This is a genomic window from Tistlia consotensis USBA 355 (genome assembly GCF_900177295.1).
Classification (GTDB): domain Bacteria; phylum Pseudomonadota; class Alphaproteobacteria; order Kiloniellales; family DSM-21159; genus Tistlia; species Tistlia consotensis.
In genome coordinates this window covers 143,589-165,639 of record NZ_FWZX01000009.1, presented here as the reverse complement: position 1 = coordinate 165,639, position 22,051 = coordinate 143,589, and the positions used below count along the sequence as shown (strand labels likewise).

General features: G+C 74.6%; 1 protein-coding gene. It reads right to left on the bottom strand.

Translation table 11 applies throughout. From position 1 onward, the window contains the following. Window positions 1-22,005 carry a helicase-like domain-containing protein gene (locus B9O00_RS33060; RefSeq protein WP_159460212.1) on the bottom strand — a complete coding sequence of 7,335 codons (22,005 nt, stop codon included), beginning with the start codon at window positions 22,003-22,005 and terminating at the stop codon, window positions 1-3. Window positions 22,006-22,051: the final 46 nt, after the last annotated feature.

Here is a 22,051-nt window from a genome sequence, read left to right as displayed (position 1 = left end):
TCAGCGCCGCTGGGTGGACCGCCGCTCGGCGCCGCGGGTGGCCGGGGTGCCGGGGGCAGCCGGGGCCCGCTGGGCGTGAGCGACGGCGTCGGACAGGTCTATCCCCCTCTCGGCCGCCGTGCGTCGCAGCACGTTCTCGGCGATGACCGGGCCGGCCGCCTGCAGCTGGAGGCGCTGCAGCTCCTCGCTGGACGCTTGGGCGCTCTCTGCCACCCGGACGGGCCCGTAAGCCTGCTCCGCCAAGGGCAGCAGCTGGCTGTAGAGCCGGACCAGGTCGGCTGCGGGAAGGCGCGCCGCCGCCTCGGCGATCCGCTGCCGATCGGCCGAGAGAGCCTCCCCATCCGCACCGACCGCCAGCCAGTTCTCGGGCCGGTCCGCCCTGAAGCGCTCCGCCGCACCCTCGGTCGCGCTCGGGAGGTCCTCCGGAGCTGACCCCGCGCGGGACTGCGCCGGCAGCTCGTCCCGGTTGCTCTCGGGGCTGCCCTCGGCCGCCAGGGCGCCGGCCAGCTGCTCGGCGAGCCCGGGCTCCTCCCTCAGCTCTGCCTCGACGGCTCGGCTCCCGGCCCGGCGCTCCTCCAGGCGCCGGCGGACCGCACGCTGGCCGGCGGCCGTCTGGCGCACGCCCTGCCTGCCGACGATGCCCCCGATCGCACCGAGCGCCTCGACGGTGCGCAGCAGCGCTTCGGTGGCGGTGCGATCTTCGGGGGCGGAGTTCGGCCGCCCCCGGGCATCTTCCTGCGTTTCCTCGGGAGAGGTATGGCCGGCGCGCAGGGCCTCCGTGAGGCCCTGGTAGCGGGACTCCGCGTGCGCAGCGGAAGCCTGCAGGTCGCCCTCGCGGGCCCGATCGCTGAGGTCGGGCGACAGCACCGGGTCCCGTCCGTCTTCGCCCGCCGAGATCCGGGCGACCGCACCGGCGAGCGCCCAGGCCGCCGGTCCGTCCGCTGTCCAGCCGGACAGGCCCCAGTCCTGCCAGGCCGGCCGCGCAAAGGCCGCCGCGGCGTCGCCGGCGGCGACGCCCGCCGCCCGGTCCAGATCGGCGCTCTCCTGGCGCGTCAGGTGCGGCACGACCGCGGACAGATTGCGCTCGACCGCCTGGGCGAGACGCCCGTCGGGGTCCGGCAGGGAGACCGTTTCCCGAGTCCGGCCGCGCCTCGCGCCGGCGGCCTGCTCGAGCTGCCAGACCTGCCTGCGAAGCCGCTCGAGGGCCTCGCTGTCTGGCCCCGCGACTGCCTCGCCCGCCAGGTTCTGGAGGTCGGCCGCCTCGCTCAGCAGCTCGCGGGCAAGGCGGAGAACGTCGCGCGGCAGATGGCTGCGCCGGCCGTCGGCCGGGCCCGCCGCCTGCAGCGGCTCGGGGCCGGCCTCGCCGAGCGCGGCGAGGCTCGCGGCACCGAGCAAGGCGCGCTCCGAGCGCGCCCTGCTCTCGTCGCGACCGCCGACCTCGAAGGCGACCGCGCCGGCCGGGTCGCTCTGCCAGCCCGCAAGGGCGGCCCGGATCCGCTCCTGCAGGTCGAGAGGCGCGCCGGCGAGGAAGCCGCGCTCCAGCGCCTCGGCGAGGGCCTCCGCATCGGGAGCCTTCGCGAGCTCGATGGGGCGTCCGTCCGGGCCCTCGGCCACGAGGCTCGCCGGCCCGCGCCCGCTGCGTTGCACCGCGAGCGAGCCTTCGCCCAGGGAAAAGCGCGCGGCGGGCGCCGGCGCCTCGCCGACCTCGCCGAGGGAGAAGCTCAATCCCGCCAGGCTCCGTGCCAGACGGCTGCCGAGCCCCAGCGCACGCGCGTCCTCGAGGTCGGGGAGGGCGTCGGAAGGCAGCGGCGACAGGGCAGGTGCGTTGAGCGTGGCGGCGTCGGCTCCGGTCTGCCGGCGCACGGCCGCATCGCGGCGCCGCGCGTCGCCTGCCCCCGGCCCCGAACGGGGGGCGGCCGTCGCCAGGCGCGTCGCCCGCTGCCGCTGCGCGAGCTCCGGATACTCCGCGAGGACGGCGTCGGGAATGTAGCGCCCGTCCTCGAAAGCCTGTCGCACGATGAAGCCGTGGAAGGACTCGCACGCCCGCCGCGGATCGTCTTCGACCTTCGCGGTCTCGAGGGTGATCGCCGGCAGCCCCGTCGGCTGATACCTGAAATGCGCCGGCGCCTCGGTGACGGTTCGGTCCCGGCCGGTGTAGGAGTCGCGCTCGGTGCGTGTCCTGGCCGGCACGCGCTCCATGCCGCCCCCGGAAGCCCGGCCGCCGGCGACGGCGGCGACGAAGGCCGCCCGCCCGATCTCCCAGTCGGCGGGGCCGCCGGGAGGCTCGAGGCCGAACGGCAGGCGCGCGGCCGTGCTGGCGCTGTCCGACAGGCGGGCGGCCGAGGCGGCGAGGCCGGCCCTGCCGCCTGTGTCGCTCGACGCGCCGAAGGCGCGGGCGAGCGCCGCGGCGTCGACCGAGAGATCGACCGGCACCGCGCTCGAGGCGGCCCGCAGGTCCTCGCGCAGGACGCGGTCGAGCTCGGCATTCAGGCCGGTGACCCGGCGTTCGTCGCGCACGCCATAGTATCCGGCGGACAGAATGGCCGTGCGGATCCGCTGGTCGGGCAGACGGCGACGCAGCTCCTCGTACAGCTGGCGTCCCGTGAGCGGCTGGCGAGAGGCCTGCCGGAGCGCCGTCTTGCGGAGCTGGTCCGCCAGGCCGGCCAGGCCGGCGATCTCCGCGATGCGCGCGCCCTCGGCGTAGGAACGGGCGGCCTGGCTGGCGAGGGCTCGCTCGACATGGGCCCTCCGCTCGGTTTCGCCGAGCCCGGCGAGGCTCGGATCGGCGGCGAGGCTCGCAGCCACCGATTCCCGGTCCCCGGCCTGCCCGTTCGAGACCTGCCCGTTCGAGACCTGGCCGCCCTGGGCCGATTCGCCGAGCGGCCGGGCGACGTCGAACAGCGTCGCTCGCGCCGCCACCTGGCCGCTCGCGACGCTGTCGAACAGCGCGTCGACCGGGTCCCAGCCCGTCGCGCGGTGCGCCTTGTCGAGCCGCACGACGAAGCGCCGGAGCCTGGCGAAGAGCCCGTCGGTGCGGATCTTGCGGTCGCCCGATCGCTTGTTCATCCAGGCGCTGAAGGCCTCGGCGGCGCGCTCCTCTCCGCGCTTGCCGTCGCCGTAGCGGTCGGCGAGCCGTCGGCGCTCGGAATCGGTGAGCAACGGCGCGATCGAGTGCCACAGCTCGTGGCGCAGCCCGGCGATCGGGTCGCCGGCACCGGGGTCGCGCGACACGGCGAGCAGTCCCGCCGACCGGAAATAGAGGCCGGCGACGCGCTGGCGGTCCTCATGGTCGGCGCCGCTGACGCTGACCAGCTCGCCGGACCCGTAGAGGGAGTCCACGACCTGGACGGCGACGTGGGGATTGACCTCCTGCGCGATCGCCGTGGCCTTGCGGCGAAGCTCCGCCTCGTCCTGGCCCCAGGCGCCGACGTAGGCGCCGGCAAAGGTGGCAAGGCGGTCGATGATCCTGGGATCGGCGAAGCGGTCGTCGTCGCCGAGCGGCCCGTCCGGACCGATCATCTGCAGGAAGTCGGTGACAGCGGCGTAGCGCCAGGCGTCGTTGAAGTCGGGATCCCGGTAGAGCAGATAGCCGCTGCTCAGCGGCAGGATCTCCGGGTTGGCATGGGCGATGTCGCGGTAGAGCGCGAGATTGACCAGCGGCCGCCCCTGGTGGTCTGCGAGCGAGCCGGCGAGCGCCTGCATCTCGGATGCCGGGATCCCCGGTTCCGACTCGCGCTCGAGCCTGCCGAGCGCCAGGTCGATGTCTCGCCTGAGGCGAGCGGCGAGCGGTTCGCTGCTCCGGCTTGTCGGACGCATGCCGGTCTGACGTCGTGTGGCCATGATTCCTCCTGGCGGCTGGGTCGCCGGGACCTCCTGTTGAGGGAAGAAGGCCGGCTCCGACGTCGCCGCCCGATCAGCGGCGGACGCCGGGGCCGATAGGACGACGGGATCGGGCGACCGGGGCGGCGTCGGTTCGAAGACCACGGCCGACACGGCCGGGCGGGAATCCACCGGTCCGCCGCCGTTCGGAGCCGCGGCGGCCGCCACCCGGACCCCCGCTCCCGGTTCGGGGTCGGCTGCGGGCCCTGACGGGGCCGGCTCCGGGGTCGGCCGGGGGCCCGAGGGCTCGATGCGGATGGCTGTCTCGCTCCGCTCCGTCCCCCCTCGCTCGGTAACCCCCCGCTCGGTGACCCACGAGGGCACGGCATCGCCGGCCGGCGAGCGCGGGTCCGGCGCCAGCGGGTCGGCTGCGGATTCCGGGCGTCTATCGGAGAAGGGATCCGGGACCGCCTCGGGCCCTGACGTGCCGTTCGGCTGTTCGCCTTGCTGCCGTGCGCCGCGCTCCTCCTCGAGCAGCACCCGGAAGCGCTCCCTGTCGATCGGCGTCAGGCCGGCCAGGCGCTCGGGCGTGTAGCCGGCGCTATCCAGGATCTCGCCGGCGGCCGGAGCGGAGAGGCCATAGATCGCCTCGGCGCTGTAGCCGAGCTCCAGGAGGGCCGCCCGGTCGGCGCCCGTCAGGAAGGCCTTGACCGCGGCCGGGCCGGGCTCGATCGCGGCGGTGTCGCCGCCGGCCGCGTCGAGGCGGGCGCCGGTGAGGCCCGAGACCCGGTCCGCGAAGGCCGCCGCGACCGCCTCGTCAGCCAGCAATATGCGGCCGCCGGCGACGCGGAAGCTGTGTCGGTCCGCGAGGCGCCAGTCCTTGAGGCCGGACAAGGTCTCGGCGGCTGCGGCCGCCGTGGCGCGATCGGCGAAGCTGGCCGGAAAGGACAGGCCCGAGGCGACGTGAAACAGGCGCCATTCGCCGGACGCCTCGGGCACCGCGGCGATCGCCAGTCCGTCGCGCTCCAAGACTTCCCTGGCCTCGCGCAGACCGGGATCCGAGGGATCGGAAACCAGGCGGGCGATGTCGGCGCGCCAGCCGGGCAGCTCCGGATCCGCCTCGTCGTCCGGCTCCGGCTGTCCGGCCCGACCGGACTCGGCGCCGCGCTCCTGGCTGCGCGCGGCGCGCATCTCGCGCTCGCAGGCTTCCTTGAGCGCGTTGAGACGGTCGGGTTCCAGGCCGACCAGGGCTTCGCCGTCGAGCCCCGCCCAGTCCCAGTCGTCGAGAGCGAGAATGCGCTCGGCCGCGGTCGCCGCGGCTTCCGGCGTCGCCAGCAGCACGCCGCTCACCTGGGTGCCGGAAGCGACGTGCGTCACGGTAAAGCGCGGCTCCAGGTCGGCCTGGGGGCCTTGCGGGCGATGCACCGCCAGCAGGCCGGCCGGCCCGGCCTCCTCGGCCGCCCCCTCAGCCGGCGGGGCCAGCCAGGCGGGTACCCGGGTCGCTCCACCCACCATGGCGATCTCGATCGTGACGGGCCGCCAGCCTCGCTCGGCCAGGGCAGGCGGCAGCTCCGGCATCTGGGAGAGCTCGGCGCGCGCGACGAGCACTTCGTCGGCACCGAAGATCTCTCCCGCGAGCGCTTCGCCGTCGGGCGCCTCCTCTGCCCCCTGGTAGGCGAGCCGCCGCAGGTTCTCGCCCACCAGGCGCGCGTAGGCTCCCTTGCCGGCCAGCGCGCGCGGGCGGGTCGCCGCGCCGAGCGTCGCCTGGCGGCCGCTTTGCCGTGCCGCCTCGATCATGCCCTGGGCGCCGAGATCGCCGAGCCGGCGCAGCGGATCGCGCGCATCGACCCTGTCCCAGGCCACGGTCACGTCGCGGCGGTCGGCGCCGATGGCGACCTTCGTACCGTCCGGCAGCGTTCCGACGATGCCGTCGAGCCCTTCGTTTCGCGCGTCGGCGGCGAGCGAGCCGAGGAGAGCGCGCGCCGCCTGCTCGGGCGCTTCGCCTCGTGCGCGATCGGCGAGAGCGTCCCAGTCCGCGGCCTTGAGGCGCGCCTTGAAGGCCTGGTAGCTCGAGATCCCCAGCTCAGCGATCGGCCCGGCCTTGCGTCGGTAGAAGGCTTTCGCCGCGCGCCCCAGGGCCGCCGGCCATACGTCGTCGTGAAGCCGCGCGAACCTGCGGTCCTTGAGGTAGACCGGCAGGACCGAGTCGTCGCCGTGCAGCGCGGCGGCGTGCCGCCGCCGGTCGACCAGGCTCATGCTTCCGCCGTGGTAGGCGGCGTCGAGCTCGAGGCGCCCGAGCTTCGGATCGCTGGAGCGCGCCCACCAGACCGGATCGAGGGAGAAGCCCTCGCCCTCGGCCGCCAGGGGATTGAAGCGCTCCTTCTCCCGCTCCGCCCGCTCCAGCTCCTCGGGGCGACGGCGGGAGGCCCGCGTCGCCTCCAGGTCCTGGCGCCTCTTCGCTTCTTCCCGCAACCGCTCGATGTCCGCGGCCAAGGCGTCCCAGGCGACCGTCACGGCGGCGGGGTTGGTCAGCTGCAGGAAGTCGCCGCCGTGCCACTCGATCGTATAGCGGATGCCGTCGAACCCGGCCGCGGCCATCTGGTGGGCGAGAGCGTCCACGAGCTCGCCGGCAAACTCGCCGCCGATCTCGTCCCAACGCCCCTCGGAGACGTAGGCCGCGAAGTCCTCGATGGGCATCGTGCGAAGCTGCTCCTGGCACCAGTCCTCGAAGCGGCTCGCGCTCTCGTCGTAGTCGAAGCTGGCACCGAGGCGCTCGGCGGCGGCAAGCCACTGATCGAAGTCGCCATCGAGTGCGTAGAGCTGAAGACCCAGCTTGCTGTCCCGAGCGATCTCCTCGCCCTGCCCGTCGCGGAAGACGAGGCATTCGAAGGGCACGTAGGACCACTCGCCCGACTCGTAGAAGGGGATGTAGTAGGCGGCGTCGATGATCGTCGCGGCGCACTGCTCCCGGTTGGCCTCGAAGAAGGCCTCGAGCGCCGCTCTGGCGTCGGGCTCGAGGCCGCTGAGCGAGGTGAGATCGGCGAAGCGCAGGCCGCGGACCAGATAGACGGGGGCGACGTCGAACCCTCGGAATTCCTCCAGGACGTCCCGCTCCTCGGCGAGGAGGGGGTGCAGGTCCACCTCGGGCGCGAGCGGATCGTGAACGCCCATCCAGAGCACGCGCCTGGTATCGAAGCCGTCCTCCTCGAGATCCTGCCGGCTCGTCGCGCCGAGCTCGGCCTCGGCGTAGTCGCGCCGGTCGGCGAGGCGGTGAGGTTCGAGCGCACGCTCAATCCGCTCGGTCAGCGCGCGCTCGTAGTGCCAGTTCGCGCGCGCCTCTGCTTCGGCTAGTTGCCAGTCGGCGGAGAGCGGCAACAGCGCCTTGGCGGCCTCCGCGGCATGGCGGACGGAAAAGAAGCCGTTGCCGGGAGGCAGACGCAGGCCGCCCGACAGAGACAGCGCCCACCTCTCCTCGGGGGTGCCGCCGCTCTCGACGGGAACCAGATGGAGCGGCTCCAGCTCCGGCCGGACGAGCGTGGGGATCGGCCGATGAGCGCCCCCCCGGTCGATCGGCCGGAGCTCTCCCTGCTCCCAGCCCTCGAGCGCCGGGTCCGCGAGCGCCGCCTCGACGCGATCGCGCATCCGTCCCAGCAGGCCGTCGTCGCTGCCGAGCGAGAAGGCCAGCGCCCCGAGCGCCGTCCCGCCTGCGGCGCCGGAGGCGAAGCCGACGGCGAAGTCCGGGCTCGCCACGCGATGCGCGAGCGATTCGAGTGTCGGCAGCGTGCGCTCCACCAGCTCGGTCATCCGGCCGGCGAGGTGGCCGAGCAGTCCCGGATCCGCAGAGACCGCCTCCTCGCGGATCCGGCGCGCTTCGCCGGCGGCGGCGCGCAGGCCGAGCTCGCCCCGGTAGGCACGCTCGAAGAGGTCGACGACCGGCGCCGGCAGGGCCCGGTCCGCGAAGTCGATCGCGGAGCGAATGCCGCGCGCGTGGCACCACGAGGTGAGATCGGTGAAGCCCTCGCCGAGCCGGCCGAAGGCCTCGGCCGCCGCCGGCGTCAACGCCGGGCCGGAGGCCCGGTCGAACGCCCAGTCCTGGAAGGCATAGGCCACGTTCTCCTCGTGGCTCAGCCGGACCTGGCCGTGCTCGTCCCGCTGTTCGGGGAAGGCGGCCCTGAGGGCGGCCTGCTCTCCCGGCGTCAGCAGGCGCTCGAGAGAGTGCCAGGTCTCGTGGAAGGCGTGCTTGCGCGGATCGCCGAGCCGGTCGTGCGTCGCGACCGCGACGAGGTTCAGGCTGCCCTGGTAGAGGCCCGCCAGCTCGCTCGGCAGCGAGTCCGGGTCGGCGCCGGAGGCGAGCAGCGCGCCGAGGCTCTCCGGCGGCGGTACCAGGCGGTCGACGAGAGCGATCTCGACGGTCGGATTGAGGCGCCGCGCGATCGCCAGGAGCTCCGTGTGCAGGGACTGCAGCGTCTCCCGGTTTTCGTCGGTGAAGCCGCCGTCGCCCCCGGCAGCGCCCTCGGCGGCGCTTGAGCGCGCCGGAGCGGCGCCCTGCCCCGGGCGGGCCGGATGTCCGCCCCGAACGCGCTTGCGCTCTCGCGGCGCCGGCGCTTGCCCTTCGGCCGGCGAGCGCGTGGCGAGCCGGGGGCCGTCTTCCGCGGCCAGGTCCGCTCCACCGATCGGTTCGAGCCCGAGCTCGCCGCGCGACACGACGCGGAAGGTCGGCCTGCCCTCCGGCGCCAGCCGGCGCCGACGCCCCACCAGCCCCGGCGCGCCCGACTCGGCCGCGATGTCCGCCGCCGCTCCGAGGCTGGCCGCGATCGGCAGGCTGCCGCCGGTCGCGGTCCGCGCGCGGCCCTGGCCCTCGAGCAGCCGGCGGCGCCAGTGGGCGTTGCCGATCTCGCCGCGCTCCGCGGAGCGGAAGATATCCTCCGCGGAGCGGAAGCCCTGGCCGCTGAGGCCGCTGCCGAGACGCTGGAGAACGCTGCGGATCGGCCGGAAGACGGCCTCGACCTCCGAAGGCGCGCCTCGGGCGCCGCCGCCCGGGGGTCGGCCGGCGGTCCAGGCCTGAAAGGCGTAGGCCGCGTTCTCCTCGGCGCTACGCCGCAGCTGCGGCGGGAGATCCCGGCGATCGCGCGTGTCGGGGAACCGTCGTCTCAGGATCGTGCGTTCGGCCGGCGTCAGGAGGCGCTCGAGCGAGTGCCAGACCTCGTGGTGCAATGCCTCCCGCGGCGCCCTGGCATGCACCAGGTCGAGCGAGATCCGCGCGAGGTTCCGGGCGCGATCGTAGAGACCCTGCACCGGCTGGCGGGCGGGCGACGAGGCGCCCGAATCGGTGACGCTCCTGCCCTCGCCCGCGAGTTCCGCGACAATCTCGACCGCGAGGCCCGGGTTCATCCGCCGGGCCGCGCGCAGCAGCTCGCCTCGCAGCACGACGGCGCCGCGCCGGAACTCCGCCGGCAGAGTGCCGGGCGCGCCTCGCTCCGCTTCCTCGACCAGCGCCAGGCAGGTCCCGCTGGCCTCGGCGAGGCTGCGACCCGCGGCTCGGATGGCGTCGAGCGCCGCCGGCGCCGCGCCCGCGGCCGCGAGCTCGGCCGCCGCCTGCACCGCCCGCTCCGGGTCGCCACCGCCGGCCAGGACGGTCAGCGCGCCTTTCAGCTCGGGGCGCCCGAAGAGCGTCGGCGAGAGGCCCGCTTCCGCCCGTTCCAGCTCCTGGACGGCCGCGAGCTCGGCCGCTACGGCGGCCCGCCAGCGATCGCCGAGCGGCAATGCGCGGCGGCGCGCCGCCGAGGTCGTCGGGGAGCGCTCGCCCCGGTCGCGACTCCGGGCGTCCGGCTCTGTCCGGCTCATCCGGGGGCCGGCCTGCCCCTTCCCCGCTCCCCGTTCGGGGCCGGGGCCTGCCCTCGACACCGATCGGGGGACAGGCTCCGGGTAGGCAGGCGCCGCGGTCAGCGCGAGGGCCAGGCTGCGAAGACCGGCAGACGCACCGGCCGGCAGACGGTCCGTCGGCCGAAGCTCGCCGTCTTGTCGGACGAATCGAAGGGTGAGCGGCAGACCGTCGAGGTCGAGACGGGCCGCGACAGCCGCGGCGTCGGCCGGCAGGTCGGCGTCGACGAGGCGGGCGAGGGCGGCCGCGACCCGCGGGCTCGGCGCCAGGCCGCTCGCCGGGTCGAGCTGTAGCGGCGGCTGCAGCCCGAGGCTGGCCGAGAAGAAGGGCGCGATCGTCGCCTCGATCACCGGCGCGGCCTCGGGCGCCGCGCCGTGCCCGCTCCCGGCGCGGTTGGCGGAGCTCGGCACGACGGCCGCATGGGCGAGCGCCTTGCGCTCGATCTCCGAAGACAGCCGCCGCCGCGCCTCGGCGATGGCGTCCCAGGAGGCACCGTCGCCGGAGATGCGCCGGGAAAGCCTCTCGAAGGCGGCCGTGGTCTCGCCGGTCACCCTGCACCAGACCTCGGCGGCGCTTGCCGGCTTGCCGTCGGCCGTCAGAGGACGCGGTGCCGTCTCGGCATCCGGCGCGCCCGGCGGAGCGCCTTCGGCCGCGGCGTGGGCCGCTGCCCAGATGTAGAGATCCTGCAGTTCCCGCGCGAGCGGGCGCTGCAGCGTGGCGGCGTACATGACGGTCGCGATCTCGACCGGCCCGACGCGAATCTCCGCGCTGCCTGCCCTGGCCGCCGCCAGGGTCTCGCGCATGCGCTCGGCCTTGACCGCCGCGGGCATCCAGGCGGGCCTCAGCCCGGCTTCGCCATGCACGACCACCGGAGCGGCCAGCCAGCGTCGCTGGCGGGGGCTGAGCCTCGGCAGGCCCGACTCGGGATCCTGGCCGAAGACGTCGAGCAGGACGCCGACCAGGGGTCCGGCACCCATGCCCGCGAGCAGCCCCATCAGGCGGTCGCCCCGATCGCCCGCCCCCGCCTCTGGCGTGCGGCCCTCCGCCGTTTCCGCCCCGGCGGTCCGGTCCTCCCGGGCCCCGGGCTTCGCCTCGCCGAGCGAGTAGACCTCGCCCGCCGGACCGACTCGCCCGATGCGGGGGTCCTCGCGGCCCTCCAGACCGACGTCGAGCAGCGCCTGCTCGACGACGGCCGCATCGACGGCACGCCTCGCGTATGCGCCCACCTGGAATCGGGCGAGGAAGGCCTCTATCGCGTCCTGTCGATCGGGTCGAATCCGAAGCCCGGGAACTCCGCTGTCCTGAGCAGTTCCTCCTCCTCGGGCGTCTGCGGCCGCCATGCCTCGCTCTCGGGCTCCGCGGCCAGGGTCGCCAGCGCCTGACGCATCGCCGGACCGCACGAGCCGCAGCCAATGCTCGCCGGCGAGATGGGCGGCACCCTCTTCGGCGAAACGGCGCTCGTCGTATCCTGCGTCCGCGAGGCCGTAGCGGCGGTCGAGTTCTTCGCGGACCTCGGGTTCTTCGAAGACCTTGAGCTCATCGAGAGGAATCCTTCCGTTGCGCAGATGGACATGGAGCGCCTCGTGGGCGATGTGGCCGGCTGGATCCTCCGCCGTCAAGGCGAAGACGGGCGCGAAGCGCAGGCCGCGGTCTTGCCGGGGGGCCGGCAAGCCGGCCTCGGCCGCTTCGGAAAAGATCATCGGCAGGCTGGCGGCGTCCATGCGCCTCCAGCCGCCGCCCGGGGCCGCCATGAAGAGAGCGTCGGCGAAGCCCATATGCTGTTCCGAGAGCTCGCGCGGCAGGAGCTGCCACAGGCTCTCCTGGTTCTGGTGCATCCAGATCGCGCGTCGTCTGCCGAAGTCGCCGTCCTGCAGCGTGCCGGCGACGACGCCGCTCCCGAAGCCCCGGTAGGCCCAGGACAACCCGGTGATGCCCGCCGGCACGACGGCGCGCTCGCCGCGGCGAAGCCGCCCGGGCGGCTCCGGAATGACCCACCCCTCCGGCCCGGGTGCGGGCGGCGCGCCAAGCGAGAAGCGCGAAGGCTCGATCGACCGCGAACCGACGGCCACAGCCGAGCGGCCGTCCTCCGAGACCTCGACCGTGGCGGCAAGCCGGCCGGCATCGTCGAGCGCGAAGGCGATCGCAGTGCCGCCCTCCTCGCGAATCCAGAGCTGGACGCTCGCGCGCCTGGATGCGCGCGACCGGCTCTCGTCCAACACCAGGTCCTCCACCGGGATCGCCGGTCCCGGCTGGCCCGGCCGGAAGCCGGCCGTCTCGAGCGTTCTGCGCAGGCTGCGGTCCGCACGGTCGGCCATCGAGAGCGCGCCCAGGCCGCGGGGGCCCGCCAGGGCGAGCGCGTCCGAGGCGACCTTCCGGATCTCCGCCTCCTTCATCGCCGGGCCCGGGCTCCCGGCGCTGCCCCTGCCGCCGCTCCGGCGCAGGCGAGCCGTCGCACCGTGCCGGATGCGGGCGAGCGCGTCGGCCATGGGAAGGGCGTGGTCCATGGCACGGAGGATGGGCTTGACCTCCTCCGTCACCCTGTCGCGCTCGCTCTCCGGACGGCCGGCGAGCGCCGACTGGAGGTCGCACTCGAATCCTTCTGCCGTGGCGACGAGGCCTCCCAGCGCGGCGGGTCCGCCCGACTCCGCGGCGATGCGCCGGGCCCGCTGCAAGAAGCGCGGGTCACCTGCTTCGAGCGCGAGGATCTCCGAGAGCGCCCTGTAGTGGCGCGCGGCCGACTGGAGGCCCTGACGCCCCAGCGCCAGGGAAATTGAGCCGGTCATGCCCTCGTCGTCGACGAGGTGCTGGACCAGCAGCTGCGCCGCGCGCTCCACCTCCTCCGGCGTCACCAGCGCAGGTTGCATCGCCGGGCGCTCGCCCAGCGAGAGCGCGACGGCGGCCGCAACCCCTTGCCTGTCGATCTCGACCTTGCGGCGAAAGCCGCGCATCACCTCCACCTCGCGATCGAGCGCGGCGGCGTGTTCGCGGGCAAGCCGGTCCCCCTCGGGCAGGACCCCCTCCAGGGTCGCGCCGTCCGCGAGCGCGCCCAGCGCTCTCAGAACCGTGAGCCCGGCCCAGAGATCGACGCGCCGCTCGAAGAGCGCCGGCTCGCCGGCGGGAGCCGCCTCGAGAAGCCGCGCGCGTGCATGCGCTTCGGCAGAGGGCCTGAGGACCGAGCCGCCGCACGCGAGCGCTGCGAGCGCCCCGGACCGGTAGCCGGAGGACTCCGGCGGATCGGCCGGCGGGCTCGCAGGTGCCGGGGGGAGACCGAGGCCGGCGGCGAGGGCCCGGCCCGGAACGGCGGCGAGACCGGAAAGGGCGGCGTCGACCGCCTCTGCCGCGGCGGGTCCCTCCGTTCCCGTGCTGTCTGCTCGCGGCCGATCACCCAGCGAGAACTGGAGGCTCGAGAGCTGGTGCGCGAGAGTGCCGACGTCGATCCCGAGCGACTGCTCGACGACGGTCACGCCATGGCTCAGCAGCTCGCCGGCGCGACCGAGCAGCTCGCCGGCGCCCTGCACGGCGTCGCTCGCCAGGATCTCGCTGGGCGAGGCGTGGTGGGAGAGCTGGTCGAGGTAGCTGCCCGAGCGCTCGAGCAGGACGGCCGCGTGCTGCACGAGATCGGCGCCCCAGCTGCGTGTCGGCTCCAGCCAGGCTTCGCCCTCGCCGAGCCGCGCCGGGCCATTGAGAGCGAGGTCCAGCCGGTCGGCGAGATCCCGGCTCAGCTGGGCCCAGTGATCGAGCGCCTTGCCCGCCTCCGGCGCGGCCGCCCGCATGGCGTCGTCCAGGCGCGTGTGGAAGTCGACGAGCCGGCCTTCGAGACTGCGCGAGAGGGCGTGCCAGGTCGTATCGGCCTCGCGGGCCGCCAGAGCGAGCAGCTGGCTCGGCGCCGGCGCTTGCCAGCCGGCGGCCTCCGCGGCCTCCACGATCGACCGGCAGCGCGCCGCCTCGGCCTGCGGCAGGCTGGCGAGCCACGCATCGAGCGAGAGCCCGGCCTTGTCCGCGAGGGCCGCGAGGTGCTCCGCGACGCTCGGCGCAGGCAGGGGTGCCGGCGCTTGCCAGCCGAGATCGCGGGCCGCGTCGAGCGTGCGCGCGGCGCTCTCCAGGAGCGCGTGGGCCGCCTCGCCCGGCAGCGAGCCCTCCGCCGTCAGCGCCCCCCCGTCGGGCGTTCCGGACAGGAGGGACTGCGGATCGATGCCGAGCGCCGCGGCGTCCTGCGCAATGCGGTCCGCGTGCTCGAACAGCATGGTCGCGAGGTCGCGCCCGCCGTCGAGCGTCTCCAGTCGACCGGCATTGGCGAGCTGCCGGACCGATTCGCCTTCCCTCCAGGCCTCGAGCAGCTTGTCGCCGGCGCCGCCGGCCCAAGGCAGCTCGGCCAGAAGATGATGCCAGTCCGCCGAGAAGGCCTCGCCGAGGCGAGCGCTGGCGACGGCAAGTTGCTGCTCCAGGCCGTGCGCCTGCGAGGCCAGGCCCAGCGGCCCGGCCACGCGCTCCAGGAGGCCGGGATCGGGGGCCCACCCTTGCGTCACGGCGGCCTCCACCAGCGGCCGCACGCGGGCCTCCTCCCCGGCCGGCAGTCCGGCGAGATACTGCGGCAGGGCCTGGCCAGCCGCTTCCGCAAGACGCGCATAGGTGTCGGCCACCAGTGCGGCCGGCGCCTGGCCGGGCGGCTGCCATCCGAGTGCCGTGGCGCTCTCGAGGGCATGGAGGGCATCCGCCGCGAGCGGCTCGAGCGCGTCGCGCCGCGCCGCCAGCTGGGACAGTGCGACGCCGTGATCGGCGAGGCTTCTCGCGAGGTCCTCCGCTTGTTCGAAGGCAAAGCTCGCCTTGCCCAGGAGGGCCGGGTCGACGGCAGCGAGGGTCGCCTGGTTCGTCGCCGTCCGCGCCGCTTCGGCCGCCTGCCAGCGATCGAGGCTGGTCGCCACCTCCCGGAGGGCGGGGCCCGCGGCCGTTCCGCCGCCGCTGCGGTGCCATACGGCATAGATGAGACCGGCGAGCGGGCCGGCGGCCGCCGCTGCGCCGCGGGCGAAACGTGCCAGCCGGCGGAGACCGCGCCCCGGCGCCGCTCCCTGATGCGCCGCCGCCCCCTGATCTCGGACGGCCGCAAGCGGCAAGAAGCGCCCCTCCGGGGCGCCGTTTCGAGCTCCCGTCGTCGTCATTTTCCGACCCTGTTCCGTTTGTGATTCTGGAGCGTCGTGACCGGTCGCGGCACGGTGACCGGTCGCGGCACGCCTGCCGGGCGCGTCCGGGTCGAAACCAGAGGTCGGCCGGCCCAAGGAGGCGGCGAAGTCGGGCCCTCGATCCTGGGCACCGGAGAGGAGGCGGAGATCCGGGAGATCACCAGACGGCGACGCGGGAAGGGCCTCGCGACCGGCGGTCGCCGGCGGTTGGGGCCGGTGCCGGTCTCCCCGCGCAAACCGGCTTTCAAGGTCGATCTTCTCGCGCAGGCGACCGGCATACTCGGCCAGGCTCCCGGCCGTCGGACGCAGCACGCCGGGCGCCAGCTGCGCGACCGACCCGGACTGCTGGTCGAGTGTGGCCCAGTCGACGAGCGGCAGCAGCGCATCGGCATAGGACCTTGCGTCTGCGCGGCTCGCGAATGAGCGGCAGAAGTCGACGCGCCGGCCGGTCGGGAGGTGAAGGACGCACCAGCGCGGCGGTCGCAGCGGATCGATCTTGAATCCGCCCGAGGCCAGCGCCCGGCTTTGCGGGGCGCGCAACACGGCGAGCGCTCCGCGCGCCTCGGCCTCGAAGACGGCGCCGTCGAGGGCGAACGGGCCGGCGCTGTCGGCGAGCTTGACGGCAACGGCGGGGAGAGCGGTCCAATCCCGCGCCGGACGCGGGGAGTTGAAGAGGTCGCCGAGCGAGAAGTCGGCGGCCGGCCCATCGGCGGCCAGCGCTCGGATCTCGTCGAACTCGTCGCGCAGCTTCGGCAGTCGCCTGGCAGCGACGCTGATCGCCTCCGGGTCGCTCGACCCCCAGTCCAGGCGCAGCCGGCTCAGAACGCGGGTCGCCTTGCGCGCAGCCTGCCTGTCCGTGAACCTGAGGGTCGTTGCGATGCTGTAGCCCGTCGGCAGGTGGGTTACCTGCCACTGCCGGCCGGGCCGGCCACTGTTGCCGCCCGAGGCGAGCTGATCGAGGCCGAGCTCGCGGTGCACCGCGAAGCAGCCGGTGGGATCGCGCTCGGCCTCGAAAGCGCTGCCCAGCCAGAGCGGCGGCGGCGCGTTGCCGCTCCGGCTCGACAGCCGTACCCAGAGCCCGTCCATGGGCCGCCAAGCGCTGTGCCGCAAACGGGCGCCGTTGAGCGGACCCATCGGAAGATCCTCCGCGGGATCCGACGCGGCGCTGGGGTCGCCGAGACTGGGGTCGCCGAGACTGGCGGCGACGAGCTCGCCGGCCTCGGCACCCGAAGCGCGGGAAGGCGTGGCCGCGGCGGCCGGCGCATCCGTCTCGCCCCCCCGATTGGCCCCCAGGCCGTACCCAGGCGATCCGGCGAGTGGCTTGAGCGCCAGGCCGACGGGCGGAAGAGGTCGTCGGCGGGGTTCCGGAACCGCGCCCGCGGCGCCCTGGCGCTGGCGTTCCAGCAGGGCCGCCAGTCTCGCCTGGTCGCCCGCATCGAGGGGCCGACCGCGGTCGACGCGCTCCATCAGCCCTTCGATCGCCGCCTCGAGCCTTCGGCCGCGCAGCCCCGCCAGCTTGCCGACCTCGGCCGGCTCGGCCACCGGCAGCTTCAGCAGAGCCTCCGCGCGGCGCTGGCGGGCTGCCAGCGCGCGACGCTCTTCCTCGAGCTGCGCGCGTGCCTGCGCCTGGCGGCCATCCGGTTTCAGACTGCTGGCCTCGCGGCGGATCTCCGCGATTCGCTCGGAGAGCTGCTGCTGCTCGGCGAGGAGGCGCTGGAGCCGACCGTCGAGCGAAAGCGCCACGGCGGCGGCGCTGCGCGCTCCGATCGGCAAGGTGCTGCCGACGACCCGAAGGACGAGCTCGGGAGGCTGGAAGCGGTAGCGTTGGCGCAACAGCACCGGCAGGCCGCGCCAACGACCCAGCTCGAGGTCCGGGCGCTCGTCGTAGCCGCCGGCGCGCGCGCGTTCTTCCGCCGCCTCCCTGAACCGCCGGAGCAGCGCCTCGCCGACCGCCGAGCGCCCGGTGATCGAGTCCGTTTCGCCCGCGTCTCCGTCCGGAGCCGCCGGCCCGAGACGCAGGGCCGCCGGCGCCTTCAAGGCCGCAGCGGCCGCGACGGCGGCTCCGGACAGGCCCTCCTGCTCCTCGAGGCGTTCCCTGATCTCCAGCTCCAGCGCCGCCACGGCCTGGCGGCGCCGGGCGTCGGCGCTGTCGAACGCCCGCAGCCTGACGTCGGCGCGCTCGATGTCCTCCGCCAGTCGCCCGGCTTCGAGCGCCAGCGGGTTGCCCGCTGCTTCGGCGAGCAGCTCGGCCGGGCTGAGTTCGCCGGAGCGGTCGACGAAGCTGCGGCCTTCGAAGCTCCCCTCGCGGAACTGCCGCGTGAAGCGCGCCTTGGCCTCAAGGACCTGCCAGAGGTAGGCGTCGAACGAGCCGCGGGTGACGTAGCGGTAGTTCCAGAGCTCCGAGTTCCTGTTGCCCTGCCGCTCGCCGCGGCCAAGGCGCTGCTTCAGGTCGCTCGGGCGCCAAGGCGCATCGAGGTCGTGAATGGCGAGCAGGCGATCCTGCACGTTAGTGCCGGTGCCGAGCTTCTCGGTCGAGCCGAGCGCGATGGTCGCGTCGCCGCTCCGGAGGCGCGCCTGCGCCTCGGCACGCGCCGCACCCTTCAGCTCGAAGAAGTCGACGATCTCCCGCTCGGGAACGCCGGCGGCCACGAGACCCCGCTTCAGCGCCTCGCGCACGCTGAAGCCGTGGACCTCGTCGCTGCCCTCGCCAGCGGGCTCGTCGTTGCCGGCGCGCCAGGCCGAGAGGGTTTCCTCGCCGAGGCCCCCCGGCCCGCTCGGGTTGACGCCGACGTCGAAGAAGGCCAACTGCACTCTGTCCGGATAGAGGCGGTGGATCGCCGCGATCGTCTCGATCGCCGCCTCCAGCTTCCCGCCCTCGCTGTCCGGCAGTCGCGCATCCAGCAAGCGTGCGTCGAGCGCCGCGAGCCTGCCCTGGGTCGCGATCAGCAGCATGTTGTCCTGGTCCGGCTCGACCTGGGCCACACGCCCGGCGCGCTCGCCGAGGTGCTGCTGCAGGCGGGCGAGCGCCGGACCGGGCTCGACCGGGACGGCCACTTGGCGCAGCTGCGGCCGCTCGAGGCCGGGAACTTCGAGCACGCAATCCTGGACCTGTCCGAAGAGACTGCCGAGCTCCGGCAGGTTCACGAAGCGGGAGAGCCGCGTCGTCGGCCGGTAGCGCCCGGCGACGTCGCGCTCGACGCGGGTCTCGGCGTCCGCGAAGACCGAGGCCCAGGCATCGAAGGCGGCCAGACCGGCGCCTTCGAGCGCCTGCTGCTGCAGGAAGCGCTGCAGGTTGAAGAGCTCGACGACGGAGTTCGTGAGCGGCGTGCCCGTGGCGAAGACGACGCCCCAGCTGCCGTTCTCGCCCCCGCGGCCGCGGGCCCGCGAGGCCTCGTCGAGGTACTTCGCGCGCCAGAGCATGTTGGCGGCGCGCTGGCTTTCACCGGACGGCAGGCCGCGGAGCTGGTGCATCTGGGTGGCGATGTAGAGCCGCTTGTATCGATGCGCCTCGTCGACCAGCAGCATGTCGACGCCGATCTCGTCGAAGTAGACCGCATCCTCCTTGCGGCCGCCCTTCAGCAAGCGCTTGATTCGCGCGTCCAGCTTGGCCGTCGCCTTTTCGAGCTCCTTGACCGAACGGGTCGTTCGCCGGACGCCCTCGGCCCTGTCCCGCGCCCGCGCCCTCTCGAGCGCGCCGCGGTAGGCCTCCAGCTCCTCCGCCAGGTAGCGCGCCTCGCGCTCGGGCGTCATGGCGAGCATGTCGAGCGGATCGTGGGGGACCACGACCATGTCCCAGTCGCCGGAGCGCGCCCGGGCGAAGAAGGTGCGGCGCTCCGCGGCGCCGACCGTCTGCTTGCTCGGCCAGACCAGCGCGCGCGCCGCCGGGTACATCTCCTTGATGGTCGCGGCGAAGTCCTCGAGCGTCTCCGGCTTGACGGCGATCAGGGGCTTGGCCGCCAGCCCGAGACGCCTTGCCTCCATGGCGGTGGCGATGAGTACCGACGTCTTGCCGGCACCGACGTCGTGGTCGAGGAGCGTGTTGCCCTTGAGGCCCCGCCAGATGCCGCGGCGCTGATGGTCGCGCAGCAGCGCCGCCCACTGCGGGCTCATGCCGGGCAGCCGGAGATGGGAGCCGTCCCACTGGCAGGGCCGCCAGCCGTTCAGGCGATCATTGTAGCGCGCCTCGAGGGTCTTCGCGCGACTCTCGTCCTGCCAGAGCCAGTCCGAGAAGGCCCGCTGCTGCGCTGCCGCTCGCTGCTCGAGCAGCGCGGTCGCCGCCTGATCGATTGCGCCTTCCCGGGTGCGCTCCACGAGCACCCGCCGATTGAGCAGACGCTCCAGGAGCTTGAGGGCCGACACCCTGCGGGTGCCGAAGGCGACCCTGCCGGGATTGCCCCGCTCGGCGCGCCGTGCCGCGGCGGTCAGGGCCTCGACGGTCCAGCGGTGGCTCCGCTCGTCGTAGCCGACCCGCACCGGCGCCTTGGCGTCTCTCGACTGGTTGGACCCCGGAAGGTTGGCCCCCGCTTGGCCGCTCCTCGGGCGGCCGGAAGCGGCGGGCGCGAGGCCGAGAAGGTGGGCCGCGAAGTCTTCGAGCGTCTCCGGTGGGAGCCAGGACGCGCCGAGCTGGACCGAGATCTCCTCGCGTCCGATCGGCTCCGGCTGCACCGCCCGCAGCGCTTCGACGCTCGGCAGGAAGGCCGGATCCGAGGCCGCGGCGCTCTCGGCCAGCCGCAGCTTCTCGCGAACCGCTCCCGAGAGGTAGGCCGCCGCCTCGACGAGGCGGCCGCCGGCGGAGGGGTCCCGATAGGCCAGGCCGTGCTCGACGAGCCGGGCCGCGGCGTCCTCCTCGGTCATGCCCACGAGGCCGGCGACGCGAACGGGGTCTACGCTGCCTCTCTCCGCGAGGCTGATCGCAAAGGCCTCCGAGAGATCCTCGGCGCGCTCGGGCGTTCGCGCGCTGGCCAGCACGTCGCGCGCGAAGACGTCCGCCTTCCGCCAGCCCGCCGGCTGCCCGGCTTCCGCCGGGGTCTCCAGGCCCTGAAGCTGGATTCCGTCGGGATCGTCCTTCAGCAGCCGGCGGGTCGCGCGCCCGTTGATCCTGCCGAAGGCGGCGATATAGGCATCGTAGCGCCGGTTCAACTCCGCGCGGCAGCGTCGCCGCGTCTCGGCAGGCTCGTCGCGATGCTGGCTCTGGTAGACCTGCGCGAGCGCCGCCTTGATCCCCAGCAGCAGCGCCAGCCGCTGGGCATCCTCGGGGGGCAGCGCGGGCTCGACCCGTCGACCGCCGAGCGAGCGGAAGATCCGTCCATCCTCTTCGAACCAGCTTCCCTCGCGCGGCAGTTCGACCTGCCCGGGCGCGACCTGCCCGGTCACGGCCTGCCCGGTCACGCTCCGCTCCGGCCAACTGCCTTGCTCGGCCGACCGGGCGGCGGCCTGGCCGGAGAGCGCGATCCCCTCGGGCAGGCGCCCGGCGGCCCGGCCGAGAGCGGCGGCGACGCGCACCGGGATCTCCCGCGGCGACAGCGCGATGCCGTCCGCGTCCCTCAGCCGGCAGATCGGCTCGCGCTTGCCGTCCTGCCCACCGTAGGCGCCATGGCTGCGCTCCATGCGGCCGAGCATCTGGCGCGGGTGAGCAGCGAAGTAGCGGTTGATCGGGATCGGCGCGCCGCCCAGGGGGTCGGGCACCTCGGCGAGATCGAGCCACGGGGTCTCGCCCGCGGTCGCCGCTTCGCGCTCCCGGTCCGGGAGCAGCGACAGGGGACAGGCGCGCTTCTGGAAGACCACGAGGTCGGTGTCCGTCTCCGTCCCGGCCGAGTGCGAGAAGGTCCCGGACGGCAGGCGGTAGGCGGAGACCAGCCGGGCCCGGTCGTGGAGCGCCCGGCGAACCCGCGTCGAGCCCTTGTCGAGCGTATGGCGCGACGTGACGATCGCCGCGCAGGCGCCGGGCTTGAGGTGATCGACGGACCGCAGGAGGCAGTAGTCGTGCAGGCTCGGCGCGAGGGCGTCGTACCGCCGGTCCGGCACGCGGACGTCGGCGAAGGGGACATTGCCGATCACCGCGTCGAAGAAGCCGTCGGGAAGCCGGGTTTCCTCGAGCGCGCCGGCGCGGATGTCCGCCTCGGGATGCAGCAGACGGGCGATCGCGGCGGCCGCCGGCTCCTTCTCCACCCCGGTCATTCTCAGGTCCTCGAGGCCGGCCGGTCGGCCTTCGATGAACCATCCGGTCCCACAGCCGGGCTCCAGGACGCGCCCGTCGCGCGGCAGCCCCAGGCGCCGCAGCATGCCCCAGAGGGCGCGCACGATCCTCTCGTCGGTGTAGTGGGCGTTGAGTGTCGAGGCGCGCAGCGCGGCAAAGCGCTCGCCGGCGACCTTCTCGAGGCGCTCGCGCGAGTTCGAGGCGATGGTCTGGGACAGCCCGTCGAAGGCCTGGCTGGCCCCGCCCCAACCGAGATAGCCGGCAAGGCGCCGACGCTCCTCCTCGGTCGGGCTGCGACCGTCCGTCTCCAGGCCCACGAGAGTCTCCAGCGCGTCCATGTTGCGCGCGAAGCGCTCGCGAGGGCTGCCGGCGCCGCGGACGCTCGGGCCCGTCCGGGCGTGCGGCCGCTTCGCCGGCCCCCGGCCGAGGCTGAAGAAGCTCTCGATCGCCTCGCCCGCCCGACCCGGCGCCAGCGGGCGGGCGCGCTCGAGCACATCGTCGAGCACATCGTCGAGCTCGGGGAGGCCGCGCGACCGACCCTTGGCTGCGAGCCATTCGTCCGCGAGGGCGGTCTCGATCTCGGCGAGGCTGCGCTTCTCGCCGCTCCGCCACAGCCACTCTTCGATGCCGGCGGCCGCCCAGCCGCTTCTGCGCTCGCCGGCCTGCCAGCTGGACAGCCAGACCTCCAGGTCGGTGCGCTCGTCGGCCGTGAGACCGCCGTCGGCCTCCAGGCGCTCGGAGAGCCAGCCATGCAGGAGGTCCGCCGCCGCCGCGGGCCCGAACGGGCCGGGCGGCGGCTCCGCGGGCGCCGGCGGGTCCTGCGTCTGCGGCCCGGGCCGGGAGCTCGCTTCGCGCGAGGCAAGCATCTCGAGCGCCCGCAGCAGGTCGGCGAGCGCCGTCCGGTCGCCCAGCGCGGCGATCGGGAGCGCCACGATGCGATCGGGCCCGCCGTCGGGGACCACCGTGAGGCAGCCCTCG